This window comes from Streptomyces sp. NPDC090499, assembly GCF_044769305.1.
Lineage (GTDB): Bacteria > Actinomycetota > Actinomycetes > Streptomycetales > Streptomycetaceae > Streptomyces.
In genome coordinates this window covers 132,800-152,671 of the sequence record NZ_JBIVXP010000005.1, presented here as the reverse complement: position 1 = coordinate 152,671, position 19,872 = coordinate 132,800, and the positions used below count along the sequence as shown (strand labels likewise).

Annotated in this window: 19 protein-coding genes and 1 pseudogene; 9 read left to right on the top strand and 11 right to left on the bottom strand. The window is 73.1% G+C overall.

Translation table 11 applies throughout. The features are described from left to right. Nucleotides 1–57 precede the first annotated feature (57 nt). Nucleotides 58–1,332 (top strand): cytochrome P450, encoded by a 1,275-nt coding sequence (locus ACIQVL_RS20025; protein WP_403475954.1) that lies wholly within the window; start codon nt 58–60, stop codon nt 1,330–1,332. A 55-nt stretch (nt 1,333–1,387) separates the two neighbouring features. On the opposite strand, the gene ACIQVL_RS20020 is transcribed toward ACIQVL_RS20025, so the two are convergent. Then, on the bottom strand, nt 1,388–2,440 hold the full coding sequence (locus ACIQVL_RS20020; RefSeq protein WP_403475953.1) for an Lrp/AsnC family transcriptional regulator: 1,053 nt from the start codon (nt 2,438–2,440) through the stop codon (nt 1,388–1,390). Between the two features lie 190 nt (nt 2,441–2,630). Here ACIQVL_RS20020 and ACIQVL_RS20015 point away from each other — a divergent pair, with 190 nt between their 5' ends. After that, a complete protein-coding gene (locus tag ACIQVL_RS20015) occupies nt 2,631–4,223 on the top strand; it encodes an MFS transporter (protein ID WP_403475952.1) in 1,593 nt (530 codons plus the stop codon). A gap of 19 nt (nt 4,224–4,242) precedes the next feature. Here ACIQVL_RS20015 and ACIQVL_RS20010 read toward each other — a convergent pair whose 3' ends face one another. From ACIQVL_RS20010 to ACIQVL_RS20000, 3 genes and pseudogenes are all read right to left on the bottom strand, one after another. After that, nucleotides 4,243–5,574, bottom strand: coding sequence for an enolase C-terminal domain-like protein (locus ACIQVL_RS20010; protein ID WP_403439656.1), 1,332 nt, complete (start codon nt 5,572–5,574; stop codon nt 4,243–4,245). 117 nt (nt 5,575–5,691) lie between these two features. Beyond that, nucleotides 5,692–6,810 (bottom strand): NADAR family protein, encoded by a 1,119-nt coding sequence (locus ACIQVL_RS20005; protein WP_403475951.1) that lies wholly within the window; start codon nt 6,808–6,810, stop codon nt 5,692–5,694. Between the two features lie 187 nt (nt 6,811–6,997). Continuing rightward, a pseudogene (locus ACIQVL_RS20000) lies at nt 6,998–7,222 on the bottom strand (LuxR C-terminal-related transcriptional regulator); the annotation flags it as partial. Here ACIQVL_RS20000 and ACIQVL_RS19995 point away from each other — a divergent pair. Continuing rightward, nucleotides 7,221–7,589: a DUF779 domain-containing protein gene (locus ACIQVL_RS19995; protein ID WP_403439660.1), complete on the top strand. Its 369-nt coding sequence runs from the start codon at nt 7,221–7,223 to the stop codon at nt 7,587–7,589. The pseudogene ACIQVL_RS20000 and the gene ACIQVL_RS19995 sit on opposite strands and share 2 nt — an antisense overlap. A 143-nt stretch (nt 7,590–7,732) precedes the next feature. After that, nucleotides 7,733–8,905: a phosphodiester glycosidase family protein gene (locus tag ACIQVL_RS19990; protein ID WP_403475950.1), complete on the top strand. Its 1,173-nt coding sequence runs from the start codon at nt 7,733–7,735 to the stop codon at nt 8,903–8,905. A gap of 46 nt (nt 8,906–8,951) precedes the next feature. Here ACIQVL_RS19990 and ACIQVL_RS19985 read toward each other — a convergent pair whose 3' ends face one another. From ACIQVL_RS19985 to ACIQVL_RS19960, 6 genes are all read right to left on the bottom strand, one after another. Further along, a complete protein-coding gene (locus ACIQVL_RS19985; protein ID WP_093505948.1) occupies nt 8,952–9,146 on the bottom strand; it encodes a hypothetical protein in 195 nt (64 codons plus the stop codon). A 102-nt stretch (nt 9,147–9,248) separates the two neighbouring features. Continuing rightward, complete coding sequence (locus ACIQVL_RS19980) at nt 9,249–10,112, bottom strand: phosphatidylinositol-specific phospholipase C/glycerophosphodiester phosphodiesterase family protein (protein ID WP_403475949.1); 864 nt, start codon at nt 10,110–10,112, stop codon at nt 9,249–9,251. A gap of 227 nt (nt 10,113–10,339) precedes the next feature. After that, complete coding sequence (locus ACIQVL_RS19975; protein WP_403475948.1) at nt 10,340–11,413, bottom strand: acyl-CoA dehydrogenase family protein; 1,074 nt, start codon at nt 11,411–11,413, stop codon at nt 10,340–10,342. Further along, nucleotides 11,410–12,627 (bottom strand): acyl-CoA dehydrogenase family protein, encoded by a 1,218-nt coding sequence (locus tag ACIQVL_RS19970; protein WP_403439668.1) that lies wholly within the window; start codon nt 12,625–12,627, stop codon nt 11,410–11,412. Before ACIQVL_RS19970 ends, ACIQVL_RS19975 begins: the two co-directional genes overlap by 4 nt. Further along, entirely contained in the window at nt 12,624–13,592 is a 969-nt protein-coding gene (locus tag ACIQVL_RS19965; protein ID WP_403439669.1) for an NADPH:quinone oxidoreductase family protein, read from the bottom strand. Before ACIQVL_RS19965 ends, ACIQVL_RS19970 begins: the two co-directional genes overlap by 4 nt. Before the next feature lie 120 nt (nt 13,593–13,712). Continuing rightward, nucleotides 13,713–14,285: a helix-turn-helix domain-containing protein gene (locus ACIQVL_RS19960; protein ID WP_403439671.1), complete on the bottom strand. Its 573-nt coding sequence runs from the start codon at nt 14,283–14,285 to the stop codon at nt 13,713–13,715. A gap of 78 nt (nt 14,286–14,363) precedes the next feature. On the opposite strand from ACIQVL_RS19960, the gene ACIQVL_RS19955 reads away from it, so the two are divergent. From ACIQVL_RS19955 to ACIQVL_RS19935, 5 genes are all read left to right on the top strand, one after another. Continuing rightward, nucleotides 14,364–15,299 (top strand): NAD(P)/FAD-dependent oxidoreductase, encoded by a 936-nt coding sequence (locus ACIQVL_RS19955; protein WP_403439673.1) that lies wholly within the window; start codon nt 14,364–14,366, stop codon nt 15,297–15,299. A gap of 29 nt (nt 15,300–15,328) precedes the next feature. Then, complete coding sequence (locus ACIQVL_RS19950) at nt 15,329–16,867, top strand: ATP-dependent DNA ligase (protein ID WP_403475947.1); 1,539 nt, start codon at nt 15,329–15,331, stop codon at nt 16,865–16,867. After that, nucleotides 16,864–17,331, top strand: a complete 468-nt coding sequence (locus ACIQVL_RS19945; protein WP_403475946.1) for an NUDIX domain-containing protein — start codon at nt 16,864–16,866, stop codon at nt 17,329–17,331. Before ACIQVL_RS19950 ends, ACIQVL_RS19945 begins: the two co-directional genes overlap by 4 nt. 75 nt (nt 17,332–17,406) lie before the next feature. Further along, nucleotides 17,407–18,792, top strand: coding sequence for an NADP-dependent succinic semialdehyde dehydrogenase (locus ACIQVL_RS19940; RefSeq protein ID WP_403475945.1), 1,386 nt, complete (start codon nt 17,407–17,409; stop codon nt 18,790–18,792). Nucleotides 18,793–18,817: 25 nt separating this feature from the next. Further along, nucleotides 18,818–19,048, top strand: coding sequence for a DUF6213 family protein (locus tag ACIQVL_RS19935; protein ID WP_089105419.1), 231 nt, complete (start codon nt 18,818–18,820; stop codon nt 19,046–19,048). Nucleotides 19,049–19,129: 81 nt separating this feature from the next. On the opposite strand, the gene ACIQVL_RS19930 is transcribed toward ACIQVL_RS19935, so the two are convergent. Beyond that, entirely contained in the window at nt 19,130–19,792 is a 663-nt protein-coding gene (locus ACIQVL_RS19930) for a transcriptional regulator (protein WP_403439681.1), read from the bottom strand. Nucleotides 19,793–19,872: the final 80 nt, after the last annotated feature.

The window sequence follows — 19,872 nt, the reverse complement described above, 5'->3', positions numbered from 1 at the left end:
TCCCACTTGGCCATGATGCTTGCCGACGAAAGCAATATGTTCAGGTGGGAGACCCCGATGACCACAGACACCCCGGACGGCGAGGGCACCGCGCTGCGGACCGTGCTGGAGGGGTCCGCGTTCCGGGCGGACCCGCACGCGGTGCTGCGGCGGCTCACCGAGTCGGGCGCCGCGCACCGCTGCGAACCGGCGGGAGCCCCACCGCAGTTGCTGGTCACCGGGTACGAGGCGGCACGCGCCGTACTCACCGATCCGCGGGTGTCCAAGCGCAGCGAACGCGCGGGCCTGGCGCCCGGCTGGCTGATGAGCGGGGTCCGGGACGAGGTCGGGGTCGACTACATGCTGACCGTGGACCCGCCCGAACACACCCGGCTGCGCGCGGTGGTGGCGCGCGCCTTCACCCCGCAACGGGTGGCGGCGCTGCGGCCGCGGACCCGGGAGATCGCGTCCCGGCTGCTGGACGACGTACTGGCCGAGGAGACACCGGAGTTGGTGGACGGCTTCGCCGCCCGCGTCCCCATCGCCGTGATCTGCGAACTGCTCGGCGTGCCGCTCGCCGACCGGGACCGGTTCCGCTGGGCCTCGGAGCAGATCGTGGCCCCGGTCGCCGGCGCGGACCGGGAGGAGGCCTACGTATGGATGAGCGGGTATCTGGCGGAGCTGATCGCCGGCAAGCGCTCCGCGCCCGGACCTGACCTGCTGAGCGCGCTGGCCACCGACACCGGCGAGGACCGGCTCACCGACCCCGAACTGGTCGGCATGGCCTTCCTGTTGCTGATCGCCGGGTACGAGACGACCGCGAACCTCATCGGCACCGTACTCCTCGGCCTGGCCCGGCAGCCGGACCTCCTCAAGGCGCTGCGCGCGGATCCGGGGCTGGTCGCGGCGGCGGTCGAGGAGTTCCTCCGGGTGGACGGGCCGGTGCTGACGGCGACGGAGCGCTTCGCCACCGAGGACCTGGAGGTCGGCGAGGTGCCGGTGCGCCGGGGCGACATGCTGCTGGTGTCCCTGGCCGCGGCGAACCGGGACCCGGCCCGGTTCGAGGACCCGGGCACCTTCCGCCTCGGCCGTCCGGCCGGCGGCCATCTCGCGTTCGGGCACGGCGTCCACCACTGCCTGGGCGCTCCGCTGGCCCGGATGGAGGCCGAGGTCGCGGTCACCGCGTTCGTGGGGCGGGTGGCGGGGCTGGCCGTGGCCGAGACGGACCTGGAGTGGACGCCGGGTCTGCTGATGCACGGGGTACGGCGACTGCCCGTGTCGGTCGTGGCCGCGGAGGACACCGGAGGCTCCGGGGGCTCCGGGGGCTCCGGGGGCTCCGGGGGCTCCGCCTAGGCGCTCCGCCGGAAGCCCCGCGGCATGCCGGCTGCCTGCTGCGGCGCCGACCCGCTCACCTCGGCTGATCGGTCGCCGCGGCGTTCCTGTGACGTGATCCGCCGGACGGTCCCTGGACGGACACCGGCGGTACCAGTCGGCCCCGGGAGATGAGGGATGCCGCCTTCTTGAGGTGGCGGAGGCTGATGCTGACGTCGTAGCCGTCGATGCCCGGGGTCGCGGCGATGCGGGTGGTCAGGAAGCGGTAGAAGTCCTCGGGGTCACGGGTGATGACGCTGACCATCAGGTTGTTCTCCCCGCTGATGGCGCCGACGAAGGGGACCTCGTCGAGCCGGGCGGTCTCCGCGCCGACCCGCTCCAGGTGAGCGGGGGCGACCCGCAGCCAGAGGATGGCGTTGAGCCCGAACCCCAGCCGCTCCGGAAGCAGTTCGACCTCGTACTCCAGGGTTCCGGAGCCCTCCAGCGACTCCAGCCGGCGGGCCACCCGGGACAGCGACCAGCCGGTGAGTTCGGCGAGCCGGGTGTGGGTGGTACGGCCGTCCTGGGCGAGGGCGTCGAGCAGCGGGGCGTCCTCGGCGGCCGGCGGGGGCGGCGGCCCGGCGGCGGGCGGCGGCCGCTCCGAGGTCAGCTGCCGGACCTGCTCGGCGTCGAGGCTGTCGCCGTAGCCGGTCCAGCCGGCGGTGCCGGGAGCGTCGTAGCCGTGGATGATCAGGTCGATGCTGAGGTCGAGGACCGAGGCGGACCTGGGCAGCTGCCGGAGGAGTACGTCCTCCCGCGGCCCGCCGAGCGGCGAGCGCATGACGCAGATGATCTCCGAACCGCCCGAGGCCAGGTGGGCCCAGGAGATGTCGGGGCGCCGGGCGAGGGCGTCGGCGAGCGGCGCGACCCGGTCCGGGCGGCAGCGGATGCGGGTGACCCACTGCGCGGCGCCGTACACCCACGGGTTGACCATCCCCACCACCCGCAGTGCCCCGGCGCGGCGCAGCGCCTGGTAGCGGCGGGCCGCGGTCTGCTCGGAGACCCCGGCCACCTCGCCGATCCGGCGGAAGGGCAGCCGGGGCGCGCACTGGAGGGCGCGGAGGATTTTCCGGACCGTCTCGTCGAGCATGCGGGAAGTCTGCCACGAGCGTCGGCAGGTTGGAGGATTCTGCTGCCTGCCGGTGCTCTGCTTGGCGGTTGCGTGAGCGGGATCGGATGCTGTGGCGGCGGGTTTCCCCTCGGAAGCCCGTTCGACACAGGCCGCCGGACACGCCGGTGGCCTTCGACCGCGGTGCGGTGCGCCGCGAAGGAGTATCTCCGTGAACGTCACGACACCGGCGAGCGCGCCGGTCGAGCGGCGGGCGGCCACGATCGTCATGGCCTGCCTGGGCGTCTTCGTCGCCTATCTTCCGGTCACCACCGTCGCCGTGAGCCTGCCCGCCCTGCAGGCCGCGCTGAACGCCTCGACCGCCCAGCTGTCATGGGTGCAGGACGCGTTCGTGCTGCCGATGGCCGCGTTCATCCTGACCGCGGGCGTCTTCGGGGACGTCCACGGGCGCAAGAAGGTGTTCCAGGCGGGCCTGCTGTTCTCGGCGGCGGGCGCGGCCACCGCCCTGTGCGCGCACTCGGTCGAGGCCGTCTGGGCCGGACAGGCCCTGGCCGGCGTCGGCGCGGCCGCACTGCTGCCGACCACGCTGGCGCTGATCAGCCATGCGGTGCCGGACCACCGGGAGCGCGGCAAGTTCATCGGCATCTGGGCCACCTGCCTGACGGCGGCCCTGGCCGTCGGTCCGCTGCTCGCCGGTGTGATCGTCCAGCACTTCTCGTGGCGCTGGATCTACCTGCCGACCGTGCCCGTCGCGCTGCTGACCGTCGCCGTCGCGGCCCGGCAGCTGGCCGACTCGCGGGCACCGGGCGGGCGCCGTCTGGACTGGCCCGGCCAGCTCACCGCGACGCTCGCGGTCACCGCCCTGGTGTACGGCGTGATCGAGGGCGGGGCGAGTTCGTTCACCGACGTCAAGGTGATGGTGGCGCTGTTCACGGCCGTGGTCGCGGGTGCCGGGTTCGTGCTGGCGGAGCGGCGCAGCGACAGCCCGATGCTGGACCTGGGCCTGTTCCGCAGCCCCGCCTTCACCGCCACCACGCTGGTCGCGACGACCAGTTTCCTGGCGCTGATCGGTTTCTTCTTCGTGCTGAGCCTCTACTTCGGCATGGTGCAGCGGCTCGACACCATGGAGGCCGCATGGCGGCTGCTGATGGTCACCGGGGCGGCCCTGCTGGTCGGCGGACCGGCCGGGCGGCTGATGCACCGGATATCGGCCCGGGTGATGATCACCGGTGGTCTGCTGGTGGTCACCGCCGCCCTGTTCGCGCTGACCGGTCTGACCGCCGGCACCTCGTTCGGCTCGGCCGCCTGGCGGCTCGCCCTGCTGGGCCTCGGCATGGGCTTCGTCATGACGGCGATGACCGCGACCGCGGTGGCCTCCGTGCCGCACCACCTGGCGGGCATGGCCGCCGCCGGCAACAACGCCTTCCGGCAGGTCGGCGGCGCCCTCGGCCCGGCCGTCCTGGGCGCGCTGCTCACCACCCGGGCCCTGGACGCGCTGCCCGGTCACCTCACCGACGCGGGCGTCACCGGCGCGACGCGGGACCAGATCGTCACGACCGCGCGGACGGACGGCCTCGGCGCGGTAGCCGGCCTGGACCTGGGCGCCCGGACCGGGCAGACGATGGGCGCGCTCGGCGACTCCTTCCTGGACGGCATGCGCCTGTGCCTGATCACGGCGGGGAGCCTGACGCTGCTGGCCGCCCTGGTCGCGCTGATCCTGCTGCGCGCACCCCGGCAGCAGCTCACGCTCCGGGCGGCCGGGCACACCACCGCCGAGAAGTCCTCGGCCGCGCAGGGCGCCTGACGGCGCCCGACGGCTCGGCTCACCGCACCAGGCAGGGCCGTTTGGCGTCGAAGCTCCAGCCCGCCACGAGGTACTGCATCCCGGCCGCGTCGTCCCGGCCCGCCCCGAGGTCCAGCTCCTCGTGGCGGGCATGGGCCGCGAGCAGCCGGTCCATGTCGAGCCGGACGCCGAGCCCGGGGGCGTCGGTGACGGCGACCTCGCCGCCGGTGATCCGCGGGGGCTCGACGGTGAGCCGCTCCTGTCCCTCCTGCCAGATCCAGTGCGTGTCCAGGGCGTTGTACTCGCCGGGGGCCGCGGCACCGCAGTGCGCCATCATCGCGAGCGAGATGTCGAAGTGGTTGTTGGAGTGGCAGCCCCAGGTCAGTCCCGCCTCGTGGCAGAGCTGCGCCACCCGCACCGACCCCTGCATGGTCCAGAAGTGCGGGTCCGCGAGCGGGATCGACACCGACTGCAGGGCGAGGGCGTGGGTGAGCTGCCGCCAGTCGGTGGCGATCATGTTGGTCGCGGTGGGCAGCCCGGTGGCCCGGCGGAACTCGGCGAGGATCTCCCGCCCGGAGTAGCCGCCCTCGGCCCCGCAGGGGTCCTCGGCGTAGGCGAGGGTGCCGAGCAGTGGGCGGCACAGCTCGACGGCCTCGCGCAGGGACCAGGCGCCGTTGGGGTCGAGGGTGATCCTGGCCTCGGGGAAGCGGTCCTTCAGCGCCCGGACGGCCCTGACCTCCTCGGCCCCCGCCAGCACGCCGCCCTTGAGCTTGAAGTCCCGGAAGCCGTAGCGGTCGTAGGCCGCCTCCGCCTGCCGGACGACCGCCTCCGGGGTGAGGGCCTCCTCGCGGCGGATGCGGTGCCAGGGCACGTCGGAGTCGGGTTCGCGGAGGTAGTCCAGGTCGGTGCGGTCCGGGTCGCCGACGTAGAAGAGGTAGCCGAGGACGCGGACCGAGTCGCGCTGCTTGCCGTCGCCGAGCAGCGCGGCGACGGGTACCTCCAGGTGCTGGCCGAGCAGGTCGAGGAGCGCGGACTCCACGGCGGTGACGGCGTGCACGGCGGTGCGCAGGTCGAAGGTCTGCGCGCCGCGGCCGCCGGCGTCCCGCCCCGCGAACTCCTCCCCCACGGCCCGCAGTACCCGCTTGTAGTCCCCCAGCCGGGCTCCGACCACCAGGGACCCGGCATCCCGCAGGGTCCGGGTGATCGCCTCTCCACCGGGTACCTCACCGAGCCCGGTGCGGCCCTCGGAGTCCTCGACGACCACGACGTTGCGGGTGAAGTACGGGGCGTGCGCGCCGGAGAGGTTGAGCAGCATGGAGTCCCGGCCTGCCACCGGATACACGGAGAAGCGGGTGACGACGGGCTGGCTCATGGGCGGAGATCCTCGGGACGACGACGTCTACGTATGCAGACAGAGGTTAAGGATACGGACAGGCCCAGGTCAATGGGCGTGCGGGAGCGTGGCCCGGACAGCTCCCGCACACCCCGGTCAGATCACCTGACCGAGCCCCGCGCGTGCGGCGTGCAGTTCCGAGCGGACGAGTTCCAGGAGCCGGCCGGCCCAGTTGCGGCCCCTCCCGCCACGGTCGCCCCAGTAGGCGGAGTCGGCGTCGTCGTAGACGAGGGTCGCGTCGCCGGTGGCGAGGAGGATCTCGGCGAGGTCCGGGTGGTGCGCGAACTTGGCCCGCAGCAGAGCGGTCATGACGGCCGTACGGACCTGCTCCCAGCCCTCGCGGCGGGGCGCCTCGACGGCGAGCGCACGGGCGGCCGCGCCTCTGTCCGCCGCCGCGATCGACGTCCGCACCCGGGCGCCGGCGGTGGACAGCGCCCAGTAGGCGTGCGCCACGGACGGGTAGGTGGCCCCGTCGGCCTCGACGGGCGCCGGGTAGTCGTTGCGCAGGGCGTCGGTGCCCGGGGACTCGGACGGCCTGTGCGGATAGCTCTGGTACAGGTGGATCGCGGGGGCCACGGCCGTCTCGGGGCCGTCGGCCGGGACCCGCGAGGCCCGTGCGGCCGCCCACTCCGCCCGCTCCTCGAAGTAGGCGACGGCCCTGTCGTACGCCTCCTGCGTGACCGGTTGGGGCCGTCCGTCCAGGCACCCGCCGGGCCCGGTCACCAGGACCCGCAACGGCCAGTCCTTGTTGTCCATGTCACCGAGGGCGTAGCGGCGCGAGGTCTCGGGGATGGCGAGATAGGCGTCCCGGGCGGCCGCCCGCTTCTCCTCGGTGCGGTCGGCGAGAAACGCGTCTGCCGCGGCCAGGCAGCGTTCCGTCGAGTCCGGGCGGCCGTTGAGCTGGTCAATGGTGTCGCGTACCTCGCCCAGGAGCTGCTCGGGGGTGTGCCACATACGCGGTTCGCCGAACTTCCAGGAGGCCAGGTCGTGTGCCGACGCCCTCGCTCCGTCCGGGAGTGCGGTGGCCACCCAGCCGGTGCGCAGCTTCTCCTCGAACTCCTCCAGGGTGACCAGACCCCAGCAGTCGACGAGCCCGTCCGCGTAGATGAACAGGTCGGTCAGAAAGTAGTCGCCGTTGCGGATGAAGGCGTGCCGCCAGGTTCCACGGACGCGTATGCCGTCCGCCGTGCGATAGGTGATCCTCTTGCCGATCATCGCGCCATTGTGACGGCCTTACCGGCCGGGCCGCGCCTGCATTTGTGACGGCTGCCGGGCCGTGTCCGCCTTGCCGGAAGGAGGCTCGCAACGGCCGCCGGGGGTTGACCGGTCCCGTCTCGTCGGCGACGCCCACCGCCCGGGCGCGGTCCCGCCGGCCCAGCTTGCCGAGGACGCGGGGGACATGGGTCTTGACGGTGGCTTCGGAGAGGTGGAGACGGGCGGCGGGTCCGGCGTTGGAGAGCCGTTGCGCGAGCAGCCGCAGGACGTCCGGTTCACGCGGGGTGCGGTGGGCGAGGTCGCGGTGCGGGGCGGGGCCGCGAAGCCGGTGCCTGACGACCGCTTCTGGACGTGCCGGTGACGAGGCGTGAGACTGAGGGGTCCGACGCCCCGGCCCCAGGAGGGTGACCATGGCCGACACGACAGCGACGCCCCCGCGCGTCGAACTCACCCCGAGCGCCGCCGAGCTGGTGCGCCGGCTGCATGCCGAGCACGGGCCGCTGATGTTCCACCAGTCCGGCGGCTGCTGCGACGGCAGCGCGCCGATGTGCTATCCGGACGGCGAGTTCCGTACCGGCGGCTCGGACGTGCTGCTCGCCGAGCTGGCGGTGGACGGGGTCGAGGAGCCGGTCACCTTCTGGATGTCCCGCAGCCAGTACGAGGCGTGGAGCCACACCCGGCTGATCGTGGACGTGGTACCCGGAAGGGGGAGCGGTTTCTCCCTGGAGGCACCCGAGGGGGTGCGTTTCCTCACCCGTTCTCGCGTAGTCGACGGCTAGCCGCCCCGCGGGCCACTCTCGTCTGCTGCACTTCCTGAGTCCCTCAGGAACTTGACGAGACATCAGGGGGTGCGGTGACGCATCGTCGGAGACGGCTTGCAGCGACGACCCGAAACCTGTGCACGATTCTCACCACGTCCGGCGTGCTGGCCGGTGCGGCCCTCGCGGGGGCGGCACCGGCCGGCGCCGCGTCGGGCGCCGGCCGGATCGCGTCCGGCGTCGCCTACCGGCAGTTCGACCTCCCCGCGGCCAAGGGCACGGTCCACGTCCATCTGCTGACCGTCGACCTGACCGACCCGCACGTCCGCGTGGACCTGCTCTCGCCGGGCGCGGTGGCCGCACGGTCGCCGGTGTCCACGATGGCGGACGCGGCGGGCGCGGTCGCGGGCGTGAACGGCGACTTCTTCAACATCACCGAGACCCAGCACCCGGGCGTCGCGGCGACCGGCGCGAGCGTCGGCCCGGCGATCGCGCACGGCAGGGTGCTGAAGGCCGCGGTGCCGACGGCCCAGCGGTTCGGCCCGTCGCTGCCGCCGGGCACCGACACCACCGATGTCCTCGGCGTCGGCGTGGACCGCCGGGCCCGGCTCGACCGGCTGACCCTCGTCGGCACGGTCCGCACCCCCGACGCCACCCTGGCGCTGCGGGGCCTCAACCAGTACGCCCTGGCGCAGGGGTCGGTGGGCGCCTACACCGCCGCCTGGGGCTCGGCCTCCCGCAAGCGCGCCACCTGCGGCTCGGACACCGACCGGGCCGCCGGGTGCGCCACGGACACCTACGAGGTGCAGATCCGCGGCGGCAAGGTCGTCGCCACGTCGGCCGCCCCGGGCAGCGGTGCGATCGCCGCGGGCACGACCGTGCTGCTGGGCCGCGAGGCCGGCGCGGACCGGCTGCGCGCCCTCACCAAGGGCGAACGGGTCACGGTGCGCGAACGGATGGTGGCGTCCGCGTCCAGGATCCCGTACCGCTTCGCGGTCGGCGGCTACCCGGTGCTGCGCGGCGGCGAGCCGCTGGCCGGCCTCAACGACACCACCGCGGCGGTGCGCACGGCCGTCGGCTACGCGAACGGCGGGCGCCGGCTGCTGCTGCTCGCACTGGACGGTGCGGTGGCCTACCGCAGCGGCCTGACCATCGCCGAAGTGGCCGCCGAGATGCGGCAGTTGGGAGCGGCCGACGCGTTCAGCCTGGACGGCGGCGGCTCCACGACCATGGTGGCCCGCACCGCGGGCGCGAAGACGGTGAGCGTGCTCAACCACCCGACCGAGAGCCCGGAGCGCGCTGTGGCGAACGGGATCGGGGTCTTCTGGAAACCCTGACGGAACCCCCCGACGGAACCCCCTGACGGAACCCCCGGCGGCAAGCTCAGGGCCGCAGACTGCTGACCAGGTCCGCGGTCGCGGTGAGCCCGCTGGTGATGGTCGGCGCCATGCTGGTGCTGGCCAGGAAGAACCCGAACAGCATGCAGACCAGGGCGTGCGAGATCTTCAGCGCGCCCTGGCGCATGAAGATCACGGCCAGCAACAGGAGCAGCAGCACCACAGAGATGGAAACGGCCATCGCGAACCTCCTCCGCCACGCCCGTTCGGGGGCGTTCGGCCGCAAGTGTGGCGTAGCGGAGGGTGGGGCCGTGCGGTTGACACGGCCCCCGTTCGAGTGGTGTTACGACCCGGCGTGGGCGTCCAGGAAGGCTTCCAGGCCTGCCAGGTCGTCGGTGTTGAAGTAGTCGATGCCGGCGGCCAGCAGTTCGCCCCACAGCGCGTCGCGGTCGGAGCCGGCCACGTCGGGGGTGTTCCAGAAGCGCACCGTCTGGCCGTGCGCGTGCGCCTGGCCGATGATGTCGCGGAGCTTCTGCCGCTCGGCGTCGGGGAACGCGCCCGCGCCGAGCCAGGTGAAGTTGAGCTGCCAGTTGTCGCTGATCAGCGGGACGAAGGAGGCGGGCGCCGAGGTGCCGAGGTCGGTGAGCCGGCCGTCGTAGAAGGCCCGGCGCACGCTCTGCGCCTCCATCGGCGTGCGCGCGGCACGGTCGCCGGAGATGACGTTGGTGACCGCGCCGGGGATCACCCGGCCGTGGGCGTAGGTGGTGAACAGGTGCGGGTAGCGCCGCAGATGCCGGTCGAGCTCCAGGTAGGTCGAGGAGCCCTCGGTCTTGATGTCGATGAGCAGCTGCAGCGGCCGGCGCCAACCCCGGTACACGGAACCGTGGTTGGCCTTGACGATGGCGGCCAGCGGATCGAGGTACAGGGATTCGAGGGTGCGGCTCGGGTCGAGGTCGTCTGCGGTGTGGCCGATCAGGAGCTGGTCGCCGACGAGGAAGATGTCGGCCTCGACGCTCCCGAACCGGTGGCCGAGGGCGTCGTACAGGGGGTGGGTGTGCTCGTAGTCGTTGTGGGCGTGGGCACGCCACAGCGGTCGCCGACCACGCCGGCCGCCGCCCGCCCAGGCCTGCGCGCCGGGCAGTGCGACGGCGCCGACGAGGGCGGCGCCGAGGGTGGTGAGGGCTCTGCGACGGGTGGTGAGGGCCATGCTCTGCCTCCCTTGTAGGGCCATGAGTGACCCAAGGGAGTATGCGTGCGACCGGAGCCCAATTGGCGCACCTGCGCAGGAGGTTGGCTGGACTGCCACCCCCGGTTCATTTCATCCGAGCCTCACCGGCAGCGCCCCGTCAGGGGCGCTGGGGGTCCCCCCGGCCGAAGGCTGGGGGAGGAACTGCGCGACCAGCCCCCCACGCACCCGCACCCGAACTCGCTACCTCACGGCGCCTGCACATCAACCAGTGCGCCCAGGGCCTCCCGATGCACCCCTGCCGTACCAAAGGCAATCGAGTCCGCCTTGGCCCGCTTCAGATACAGTTGGATCGGGTGTTCCCAGGTCATCCCGATCCCCGCATGCAACTGCAGCGCCTCCTCGGCCGCGTGCACGGCAACCGGCGCCGCGTAGGCCTGCGCGACGGCCACCAGCACATCGGCGTCCCCGCCGGAGGCCAGCGCGTCGGCCGCACCGCGCGCCGCCGCGCGAAGGTTCACCACCTCCAGCCACAGCTGCGCCAGCCGGTGCTTGACCGCCTGGAAGCCGCCCACCGGCCGGTTGAACTGCTTGCGCTCCTTGAGGTACCGCACGGTCTCGGTCAGCGCCCACTCGGCGACGCCGAACTGCTCGGAGGCCAGCAGACCGGCTCCGGCCCGCAGCGCCCGCCGTACGGCCGGCTCCGCGTCGCCCACGCGCCGCCCGGCCGCCCCGTCCAGCGTCACCGTGGCGAGCGGCCGGGTCAGGTCGAAGGACACCTGCGGGGTGACGGTCACGGCGCCCGCCTCGACCGCGTACAGCCCGCCGTCGTCGCCGGGCACCAGCAGCACGTCGGCCGCGACCGCGTCCGCGATCCCGGTCAACTCGCCGTGCAGGCGCCCGTCCTCGACGCGTACGGTCCTGAACTCGCCGCCCGGAGCGACGTGCAGCCCGACGGCCAGCGCCCCGACGGTCCGCCCGGACGCCAGCTTCCCGAGCAGCTGACCGTCGCCGCAGGCCAGCAGCGCCTCGGTGGCCACCACGGCGCTGGTCAGGTACGGCACCGGCGCGACCGCCCGCCCCAGTTCCTCCAGGACGACGGCGGCCTCGCGGTGCGAGGCGCCCTGGCCGCCCAGCTCCTCGGGGACCAGCAGGCCGGCGAGCCCCATGCCCTCGGTGAGGGCCTTCCAGGCGGCCGCGTCGTGCGGGGTGTCCGACTCGGTGCGGGCGATGACGCCCGGCGCGTCGCAGTGGTCGGAGAGCAGGTCCCGCACCGCGGCCCGCAGCGCCTCTTCCTCCTCCGAGTACAGCAGATCCGTCATCGGGCCAGGTCCTTCCAGGCGACGTCCTTGTCGGTGCGCGGTTCGGCCGGCAGGCCCAGGACGCGCTCGGCGACGATGTTCAGCAGGATCTCGCTGGTCCCGCCCTCGATGCTGTTGCCCTTGGCGCGGAGGTAGCGGTAGCCCGCGTCGCGGCCGGTGAAGTCCACCAGTTCGGGCCGGCGCATGGTCCAGTCGTCGTACAACAGGCCTTCCTCGCCGCGGAGTTCGACCTCAAGGCCGCTGATCTCCTGGTTGAGGCGGGCGAACGCGAGCTTCATGCCGGCGCCCTCGGGGCCGGGCTGGCCCGCGACCAGCTGCTGGCGCAGGCGCTCGGCGGTGAGGCGGGCGACCTCGGACTCCACCCACAGCTTCAGCAGCCGCTGGTGCAGGTCGTGGGTGCGCAGTTCGGGGCGTTCGCGCCAGGTCTTCACGACCGGGCCGATCATGCCGCCCTCGCGGGGCAGCCGCATGCCGCCGATGGCGACGCGCTCGTTGTTGAGCGTGGTCTGGGCGACCCGCCAGCCGTCACCGACCGCGCCGAGGCGGCGGGAGTCGGGGATGCGGACGTCGGTGAGGAAGACCTCGTTGAACTCGGCCTCGCCGGTGATCTGCCGCAGCGGGCGGACGTCGACGCCGGGGTCGGTCATGTCGCAGATGAAGTAGGTGATGCCCGCGTGCTTGGGCACGTCCGGGTCGGTGCGGGCGATGAGGATGGCCCAGCGGGAGTTGTGCGCGCCGGAGGTCCACACCTTCTGCCCGTTCACCACCCACCCTCCCCCGCTCTCGGCTTCGCTCGAGCGGGAGGGACCCCCATCCTCGCGGACCGCCCGGGTACCCAGCGCCGCCAGGTCGGAGCCGGCGCCCGGCTCGCTGAACAGCTGGCACCAGACCTCCTCCCCGATCCACAGCGGCCGCAGGTAGCGCTGCTTCTGCTCCTCCGTGCCGTACTTGAGGATGGTGGGCGCGGCCATGCCGAGCCCGATGCCGTTGCGCCGGGAGTCGTTGTCGGGGGCGCCCGCGGCCTCCAGCGCCGCGTCCACGACGGCCTGGAGGGAGCGCGGGGCACCGAGACCGCCGAGGCCCTCCGGGTAGTGCACCCAGGCCAGTCCCGCGTCGAAGCGGGCCTTGAGGAAGTCCAGCCTGTCCGTCGAGGCGGGCGGGTTGGCGGCCAGCAACTCGGCGGTGCGGCGCGTGAGTTCGGCGGCGTCGGTCATGCTGCGGCTCCGTTCGGTACGACGGTGACCCGGCCGGTGGTGACGCCGTCACCGACCCGCTGCACGGCCGCCGCGGCCTCGGACAGCGGGACCCGCTCGCTCACCAGGGGCTTGATGGCGCCCTTGGCGGCCAGTTCGGTGAGCTGCCGGTGGCAGTCCAGGATCAGCCGGGGGTTCTTGGTGGCGTACAGGCCCCAGTGCAGGCCCTGGATGGAGTAGTTCTTCACCAGGGCGTGGTTGAGCGCCGGGCTGGGGATGGTGCCGCTGGCGAAGCCGACGACCACGATCCGGCCCTCGAAGGCGACGACCTTGGTGGACTGGGTGTAGGCGTCGCCGCCCACCGGGTCGTAGATCACGTCCGCGCCCCGGCCGCCGGTGGCCTCCTTGACGGCGGCGACGACGTCCTCGGTGCGCCGGTCGACGACGACGTCACAGCCCTGCGCACGGGCGACGGCGGCCTTGTCGGCGCCGCCGACGACCCCGATCACGCGTGCCCCGGCCGCCTTGCCGAGCTGGACGGCCGCGCTGCCGACCCCGCCGGCGGCGGCGTGCACGAGCAGGGTCTCGCCGGCCTGGAGGGCGGCCCTGCGGTGCAGTCCGAACCAGCCCGTCTGGTAGCCGATGTGCAGCGCGGCGGCTTCGGCGTCGTCCAGTGCGTCCGGGGCGGGCAGCAGCGCGGCGGCGTCCGCGACCGCGTACTCGGCGAAACCGCCGTGGGGAAGCACGGGGTTGGCGATCACCCGGCGTCCGTCCTCGGTCTCGCCGCAGATCTCGACGCCCGGGGTGAACGGCAGCGGCGGGCGCACCTGGTAGTGCCCCCGGCACATCAGGACGTCCGGGAAGTTGATGTTGGCGGCACGCACCCTGAGCAGCACCTGGCCGTCGCCGGGCGTGGGCCGCTCCACCTCCTGGAGCCGCATCACCTCGCTCGGCTCGCCGTTCTCGTGCACTTGCCATGCCTGCATGCGGTGCCTCCACGGGACTGTGCCGACTGCGTCGTCCGACCGTCGTCCGACCGGGTCCACCGCATACTAAGCGGTCGCTTGCCATGGAGGGAACAGCCGCCCGGGGGAACGCCGGATTCGTCACGCCCGCTTCGGCCGCGCCCGCACGTGCATCCGTTCCCCCTGCGGCCCGAACAGGCTGAGGAACTCCACAGGCCCCTCCCCCGTCGACCCGAACCAGTGCGGCACCCGGGTGTCGAACTCGGCCGCCTCCCCCGGCCCCAGCACGACGTCGTGCTCCCCCAGCACCAGCCGCAGCTTCCCGGACAGCACGTACAGCCACTCGTAGCCCTCGTGGGTGCGCGGCTCGGGTTCGAGCTTCCGCTTCGGCTCGACCACCTTGAAGGCCTGGAGTCCGCCGGGCTGCCGGGTGAGCGGCAGGAAGGTGCGGCCGTACCGCTCCATCGGCTTGGTCCGCACCCGGGGATCGCCGGCCGGCGGGGCGCCGACCAGTTCGTCCAGGGGCACCTGGTGGGCCTGCGCGATCGGCAGCAGCAGCTCCAGGCTGGGTTTGCGCAGCCCGGACTCCAGCCGGGACAGGGTGCTGACCGAGATGCCGGTGGTCTCGGAGAGGGCGGCGAGGGTGACCTCGCGCTCCTTGCGGAGCCGGCGCAGCCGGGGCCCCACGCCCGCGAGGACGTCGTCCGTAGTCATGCCTGCATTGCAGTTTCGGCAAAGCCGTTTGTCAATCCGGCAGCGCACCGGCGACCCTCGGCCGCGGAGGTGGTCACCATGACCGATACGTACGAGGTGGTCGTCGTCGGAGGCGGCGCGGCCGGACTGTCCGCGGCGCTGGTCCTGGGCCGGGCCCGGCGCCGCACCCTGGTCGTCGACGCGGGCGAGCCGCGCAACGCCCCGGCGGCCCACATGCAGGGCTTCCTGTCCCGCGACGGCATGCCGCCCGCGGAGTTCCTCGCGGTGGGCCGGGAGGAGATCGCCCGGTACGGCGTGGAGCTGGTCCGGGACCGGGCGGTGGGCGCGGCGAAGGACGGCGCGGACGGCTTCGCGGTGGTGCTGGCGGGCGGACGCACGGTCCGGGCCGGGCACCTGGTCGTCGCCACCGGCCTGAAGGACGAGCTCCCGCCCGTCCCGGGGGTGGCCGAGCGCTTCGGCCGGGATGTGCTGCACTGCCCGTACTGCCACGGCTGGGAGGTCCGTGACCAGGCGTTCGGCGTGCTGGCCACGACCCCGATGAGCGTGCACCAGGCGTTGATGGTCACCCAGTGGTCCAAGGACGTGACCCTCTTCCTGCACCAGGTCGAGGAGACGGAGCTGACCGACGACGACCTGCGCCGGCTGGCCGCGGCCGGGGTGCGGGTGGTGCCGGGCGAGGTCGCGGGGCTGCGCATCGAGGACGACCGGTTGACGGGCGTACGGCTCCGGGACGGAAGCGCGCACGACCGGGAGGCGCTGTTCGTCGCCCCGCGGCCGGTCCCGCGGAACGACCTGTTGCGCGAGCTGGGCGCGGAGCTGGCGGAGACCCCCTTCGGCAGCTACCCGGTGATCGACGAGCTGGGCCGGACGACCGTGCCCCGCCTGTGGGCGGCCGGCAACGCGAGCGGTTTCGCGGAGCAGGTGGTGAACGCGGCCAGCCGCGGCTACCGGGCCGGCGCGGCGATCAACGGCGAGCTGCTCTTCGCGGCCCTGGACGCGGCCGTGCGGGTGTAGTCCGGGCCGGCCCGTTGCACCATGGCTGCATGCTGCTGACCCGGCTCGCCGAAGTGTCCCGGGAGGTCGCCGCCACCGCGGCCAGGTCCCGCAAGACCGCACTGCTCGCCGGCCTCTTCCGGGAGACGGCCCCCGACGACGTACCGGTCGTCATCCCCTACCTGGCCGGACGGCTCCCGCAGGGCCGCCTCGGCGTCGGCTGGAAGCTGCTGAGCCGGGCCGTCCCGGCGGCCGGCGAGCCGTCCCTCACCGTGCGCGAGGTCGACGCCCGGCTCAGCGAGCTGGGCAAGGTCTCCGGGGCCGGCTCGCAGGCCGAACGGGCCCGGATCGTGGGCGAGTTGATGGGCGCGGCGACGGCGGACGAGCAGCGCTTCCTGCTGGGCCTGCTCTCCGGCGAGGTACGGCAGGGCGCCCTGGACGCGGTCGCCGTCGAAGGGCTCGCGCAGGCGACCGGCGCGGCGGCGGCCGACGTCCGCCGGGCGGTGATGCTCGCCGGGTCCCTCCAGACGGTGGCCGAGGCACTGCTGGCGGACGGGCCGCCGGCCCTGGACCGGTTCCGGCTCACCGTCGGCCGCCCGGTGCTGCCCATGCTGGCGCACACCGCCTCCTCGGTGGCCGAGGCGGTGGCGAAGCTGGGCGGTTCGGCGGTGGAGGAGAAGCTGGACGGCATCCGGGTCCAGGTCCACCGGGACGGCGACACGGTACGGGTCTTCACCCGCACCCTGGACGACATCACCGACCGCCTTCCCGAGGTGACCTCCGCCGCCCGCGAGTTGGGCGGCGACCGGTTCGTCCTGGACGGCGAGGTGATCTCCTTCGACGCGGCCGGCCGGCCCCGCTCCTTCCAGGAGACGGCGGGCCGGGTCGGCTCCCGGACCGACGTGGCGAGGGCGGCCCGGGAGGTCCCGGTCTCCCCGGTCTTCTTCGACGCGCTCTCGGTCGACGGTCGCGACCTGCTCGACCTGCCGTTCGCCGAACGGCACGCGGAGCTGGCCCGGCTGGTGCCCGAGCCGATGCGGGTGCGCCGGGCACTGGTGTCCGGGCCGGACGACACGGCGGCCGCCGAGGAGTTCCTCGCCGCCGCCCTGGACCGCGGTCACGAGGGCGTGGTCGTCAAGTCGCTGGACGGCCCCTACAGCGCGGGCCGCAGGGGCGCGTCCTGGCTGAAGGTGAAGCCCGTCCACACCCTCGACCTGGTCGTGCTGGCCGCCGAGTGGGGCCACGGCCGCCGCACCGGCAGGCTGTCCAACCTCCACCTCGGCGCCCGCAATCCGGACGGCACCTTCGCCATGCTCGGAAAGACCTTCAAGGGCATGACCGACGCGATGCTGGAGTGGCAGACCGCCCGGCTCAAGGGGCTGGAGGTGTCGGACGACGGCTGGGTGGTGACCGTACGCCCGGAACTCGTCGTCGAGATCGCCTACGACGGCCTGCAGCGCTCCTCCCGGTACCCGGCCGGCGTCACCCTGCGCTTCGCGCGGGTCGTCCGCTACCGCGAGGACAAACGGCCCGAGGATGCCGATACGGTGGAAGCCCTACTGGCCGCGCACCCGGAGGTACGGCGTTGACGGAGCCGAGGCGAAGCGCCGGACTGCTGTTGTTCCGGCGTACCGGCGCGGGACTCGAGGTGCTGCTCGGCCATATGGGCGGGCCGTTCTTCGCGAAGAAGGACGCGGGTGCCTGGACCGTGCCCAAGGGCGAGTACGAGCCGGACGAGCCGGCCTGGGAGGCGGCCCGCCGAGAGTTCCGGGAGGAGCTGGGCCTGGCGCCGCCGGACGGGGAGCCGATCGAACTGGGCGAGGTGCGGCAGACCAACGGCAAGGTCGTCACCGCGTGGGCGATCGAGGCGGACCTGGACCCGGACACGATCGACCCCGGCACCTTCGTGATGGAGTGGCCGCCGCGGTCGGGCCGCATCCAGGAGTTCCCCGAACTGGACCGGGTGGCCTGGCTGAGCCCGGACCGGGCCCGCGAGGTGATCGTGAAGGCACAGGCCGCGTTTCTCGACCGGCTGGCGGAGCACTCGGGCTGAACGGAGCCCCATACGTTGCGCCCGACCCGGCCGCGCGGGAAGGTCTTAGCAAGCTCGCTCCCAGGGAGGTCAGCCATGCCCATCGCGACGGTCAACCCGGCGAACGGCGAGACGCTCGAAACGTTCGAGGCCATGGACGAGGACGAGCTCGAACGCCGGCTCGAACTCGCCGAGGCGACGTTCCGTACGTACCGCACGAGTACCTTCGCCGAGCGCGCCCGGCTGCTGCACGCCGCCGCCGACCTGCTGGACGCCGACCGTGACGACATCGCGCGCACCATGACCACCGAGATGGGCAAGCCGCTGAAGCAGGCCCGCGCGGAGGCCGCCAAGTGCGCGAAGGCGATGCGCTGGTACGCCGACCACGCGGAGGAGCTGCTGGCCGACGAGGAGCCCGCGGACACGGACGTGAAGGACTCGGGCGCGTCCCGGGTGCGGGTGCGCTACCGCCCCATCGGGCCGGTGCTCGCCGTGATGCCGTGGAACTTCCCGCTCTGGCAGGTGGTCCGCTTCGCCGCGCCCGCGCTGATGGCGGGCAACGTGGGCCTGCTCAAGCACGCCTCCAACGTCCCTCAGACCGCCCTTTACCTGGAGGACCTGTTCCACCGGGCCGGCTTCACCGAGGGCTGCTTCCAGACCCTGCTGATCGGCTCCGGCGCGGTCGACGACATCCTGCGCGACGAGCGGGTGCGGGCGGCGACGCTCACCGGCAGCGAGCCCGCGGGGCGCGCGGTCGCCGCCACCGCCGGCGAGATGATCAAGAAGACGGTGCTGGAACTGGGCGGCAGCGACCCGTACGTGGTGATGCCCTCGGCGGACATCGACCGCGCCGCGAAGATCGCGGTGACGGCGCGGGTGCAGAACAACGGGCAGTCGTGCATCGCCGCGAAGCGGTTCATCGTGCACACGGACGTCTACGAGGCGTTCGCCGAGAAGTTCGTCGCGGGCATGGCCGCGTTGCGGACGGGCGACCCGACGGACGAGGCGACGGACGTCGGGCCGCTCGCCAGCGAGCAGGGGCGCAAGGACCTGGAGGAGCTGGTCGAGGACGCGAAGCGGTCGGGTGCCCAGGTGCTGTGCGGCGGCGAGCGGCCGGACGGGCCGGGCTGGTACTACCCGCCGACCGTGCTCGCCGGGATCCACCGGGACATGCGCATCCACCGCGAGGAGGCGTTCGGGCCGGTGGCGACGCTGTACCGGGCCGGGGACCTGGCCGAGGCGATCCTCATCGCCAACGACTCGCCCTTCGGACTGAGTTCGAACGTGTGGACGCGTGACGAGGCCGAGGTGGACCGGTTCGCACGGGATCTGGAGGCCGGTGGCGTGTTCGTCAACGGCATGACCGCCTCCCACCCGGCGTTTCCGTTCGGCGGGGTGAAGCGGTCCGGATACGGCCGTGAGCTGTCCGGGCACGGAATCCGGGAGTTCTGCAACATCACCACCGTTTGGCAGGGTGCGTGAGGATCGCACGACTACGATCCCGAGTGTGAACCGCGAAGTGACCCTGCCTCTGATCGTCGACGACCGCGGGACCTTGCAGGTGGCCGCGGCCGACGTGAGTAAGTTGTTGCGGACGTTGGGGGCACGGTGGCTGCGCCTGGTGGAGGCCGACGAGGGTGGGCTGGACGAGGACACGGTGGCTGCGCTGACCATCGAGCTCGCGAAGCTCGCCGATCGGATCGACGTGGCTTGTATCGCCCATAGCAGTGGGGAGTAGGGGTGGTTCGGCGGGTGCGGGTTGTGTGGGGCTGGTCGCGCCCACGCGGCGGCAGCCGCAAATCGACACAGCCCCGCGCCCCTAGGGGGTTTGGCCCAACGCCGACCAGAACATCGCCTCATAGGCCTGGAGCAGGCGGCCGTAGGTGTACGCCGAGCTCGTGTCCAGTCGGCCAGTGTCCAGTCCCGCCTGCACCGCCGCCTCCGCCTGCTCGTCAAGGTCCGGGGCCGGTTCGGCGAAGAAGTCGAAGAAGGCGCAGGCCTCGTCGGTGAAGCCGTAATGCGTGCGCAGCCCTTCCGCGATGGTCGCGCAATACGTGCCCCACGTCGCGAAGTTGGCCGTGATGGCGAGGACGGCGTCCGCCGGGGCCGCGTTGAGGGCGAGCCAGGAGATGTACGCCGGGTACGCCTGGCAGCCCGGTAGGGGCTCGTACGCCTGCATGCGCTCGTCATCCACTTCGCACGCCTCGGTGAACGCGCCCAGCCGCTCTGCCGCCAGTTCCTCGCCCTCGGCGAGCATGGTGAAGAACCCCGCGGCCGCCGGCTCCCCGGAGGCGCGCTGCGCCAGATGCAGGAACGCGCGCCGGTCGGCGGGGATCACTCGGTGTTGTTCCAGGGCAAGTGCGGCGAGTGTCTCCAGACTCGCCCGGCCGCTGGCGACGAGAGGGACCAATGGATTGGCGTTCGGGTCCGGGGCAAGCTCTGACCTGGTCGTTTTCAGCATTTCCGCGGCCGTGCCGGGCATCGCGTCCTCCTCGTCTGGATACCTCTGTGCTGATCCGACCCTGACACGGGGTCACCGGTTCGGAGTAGCCCGGCGAGAGA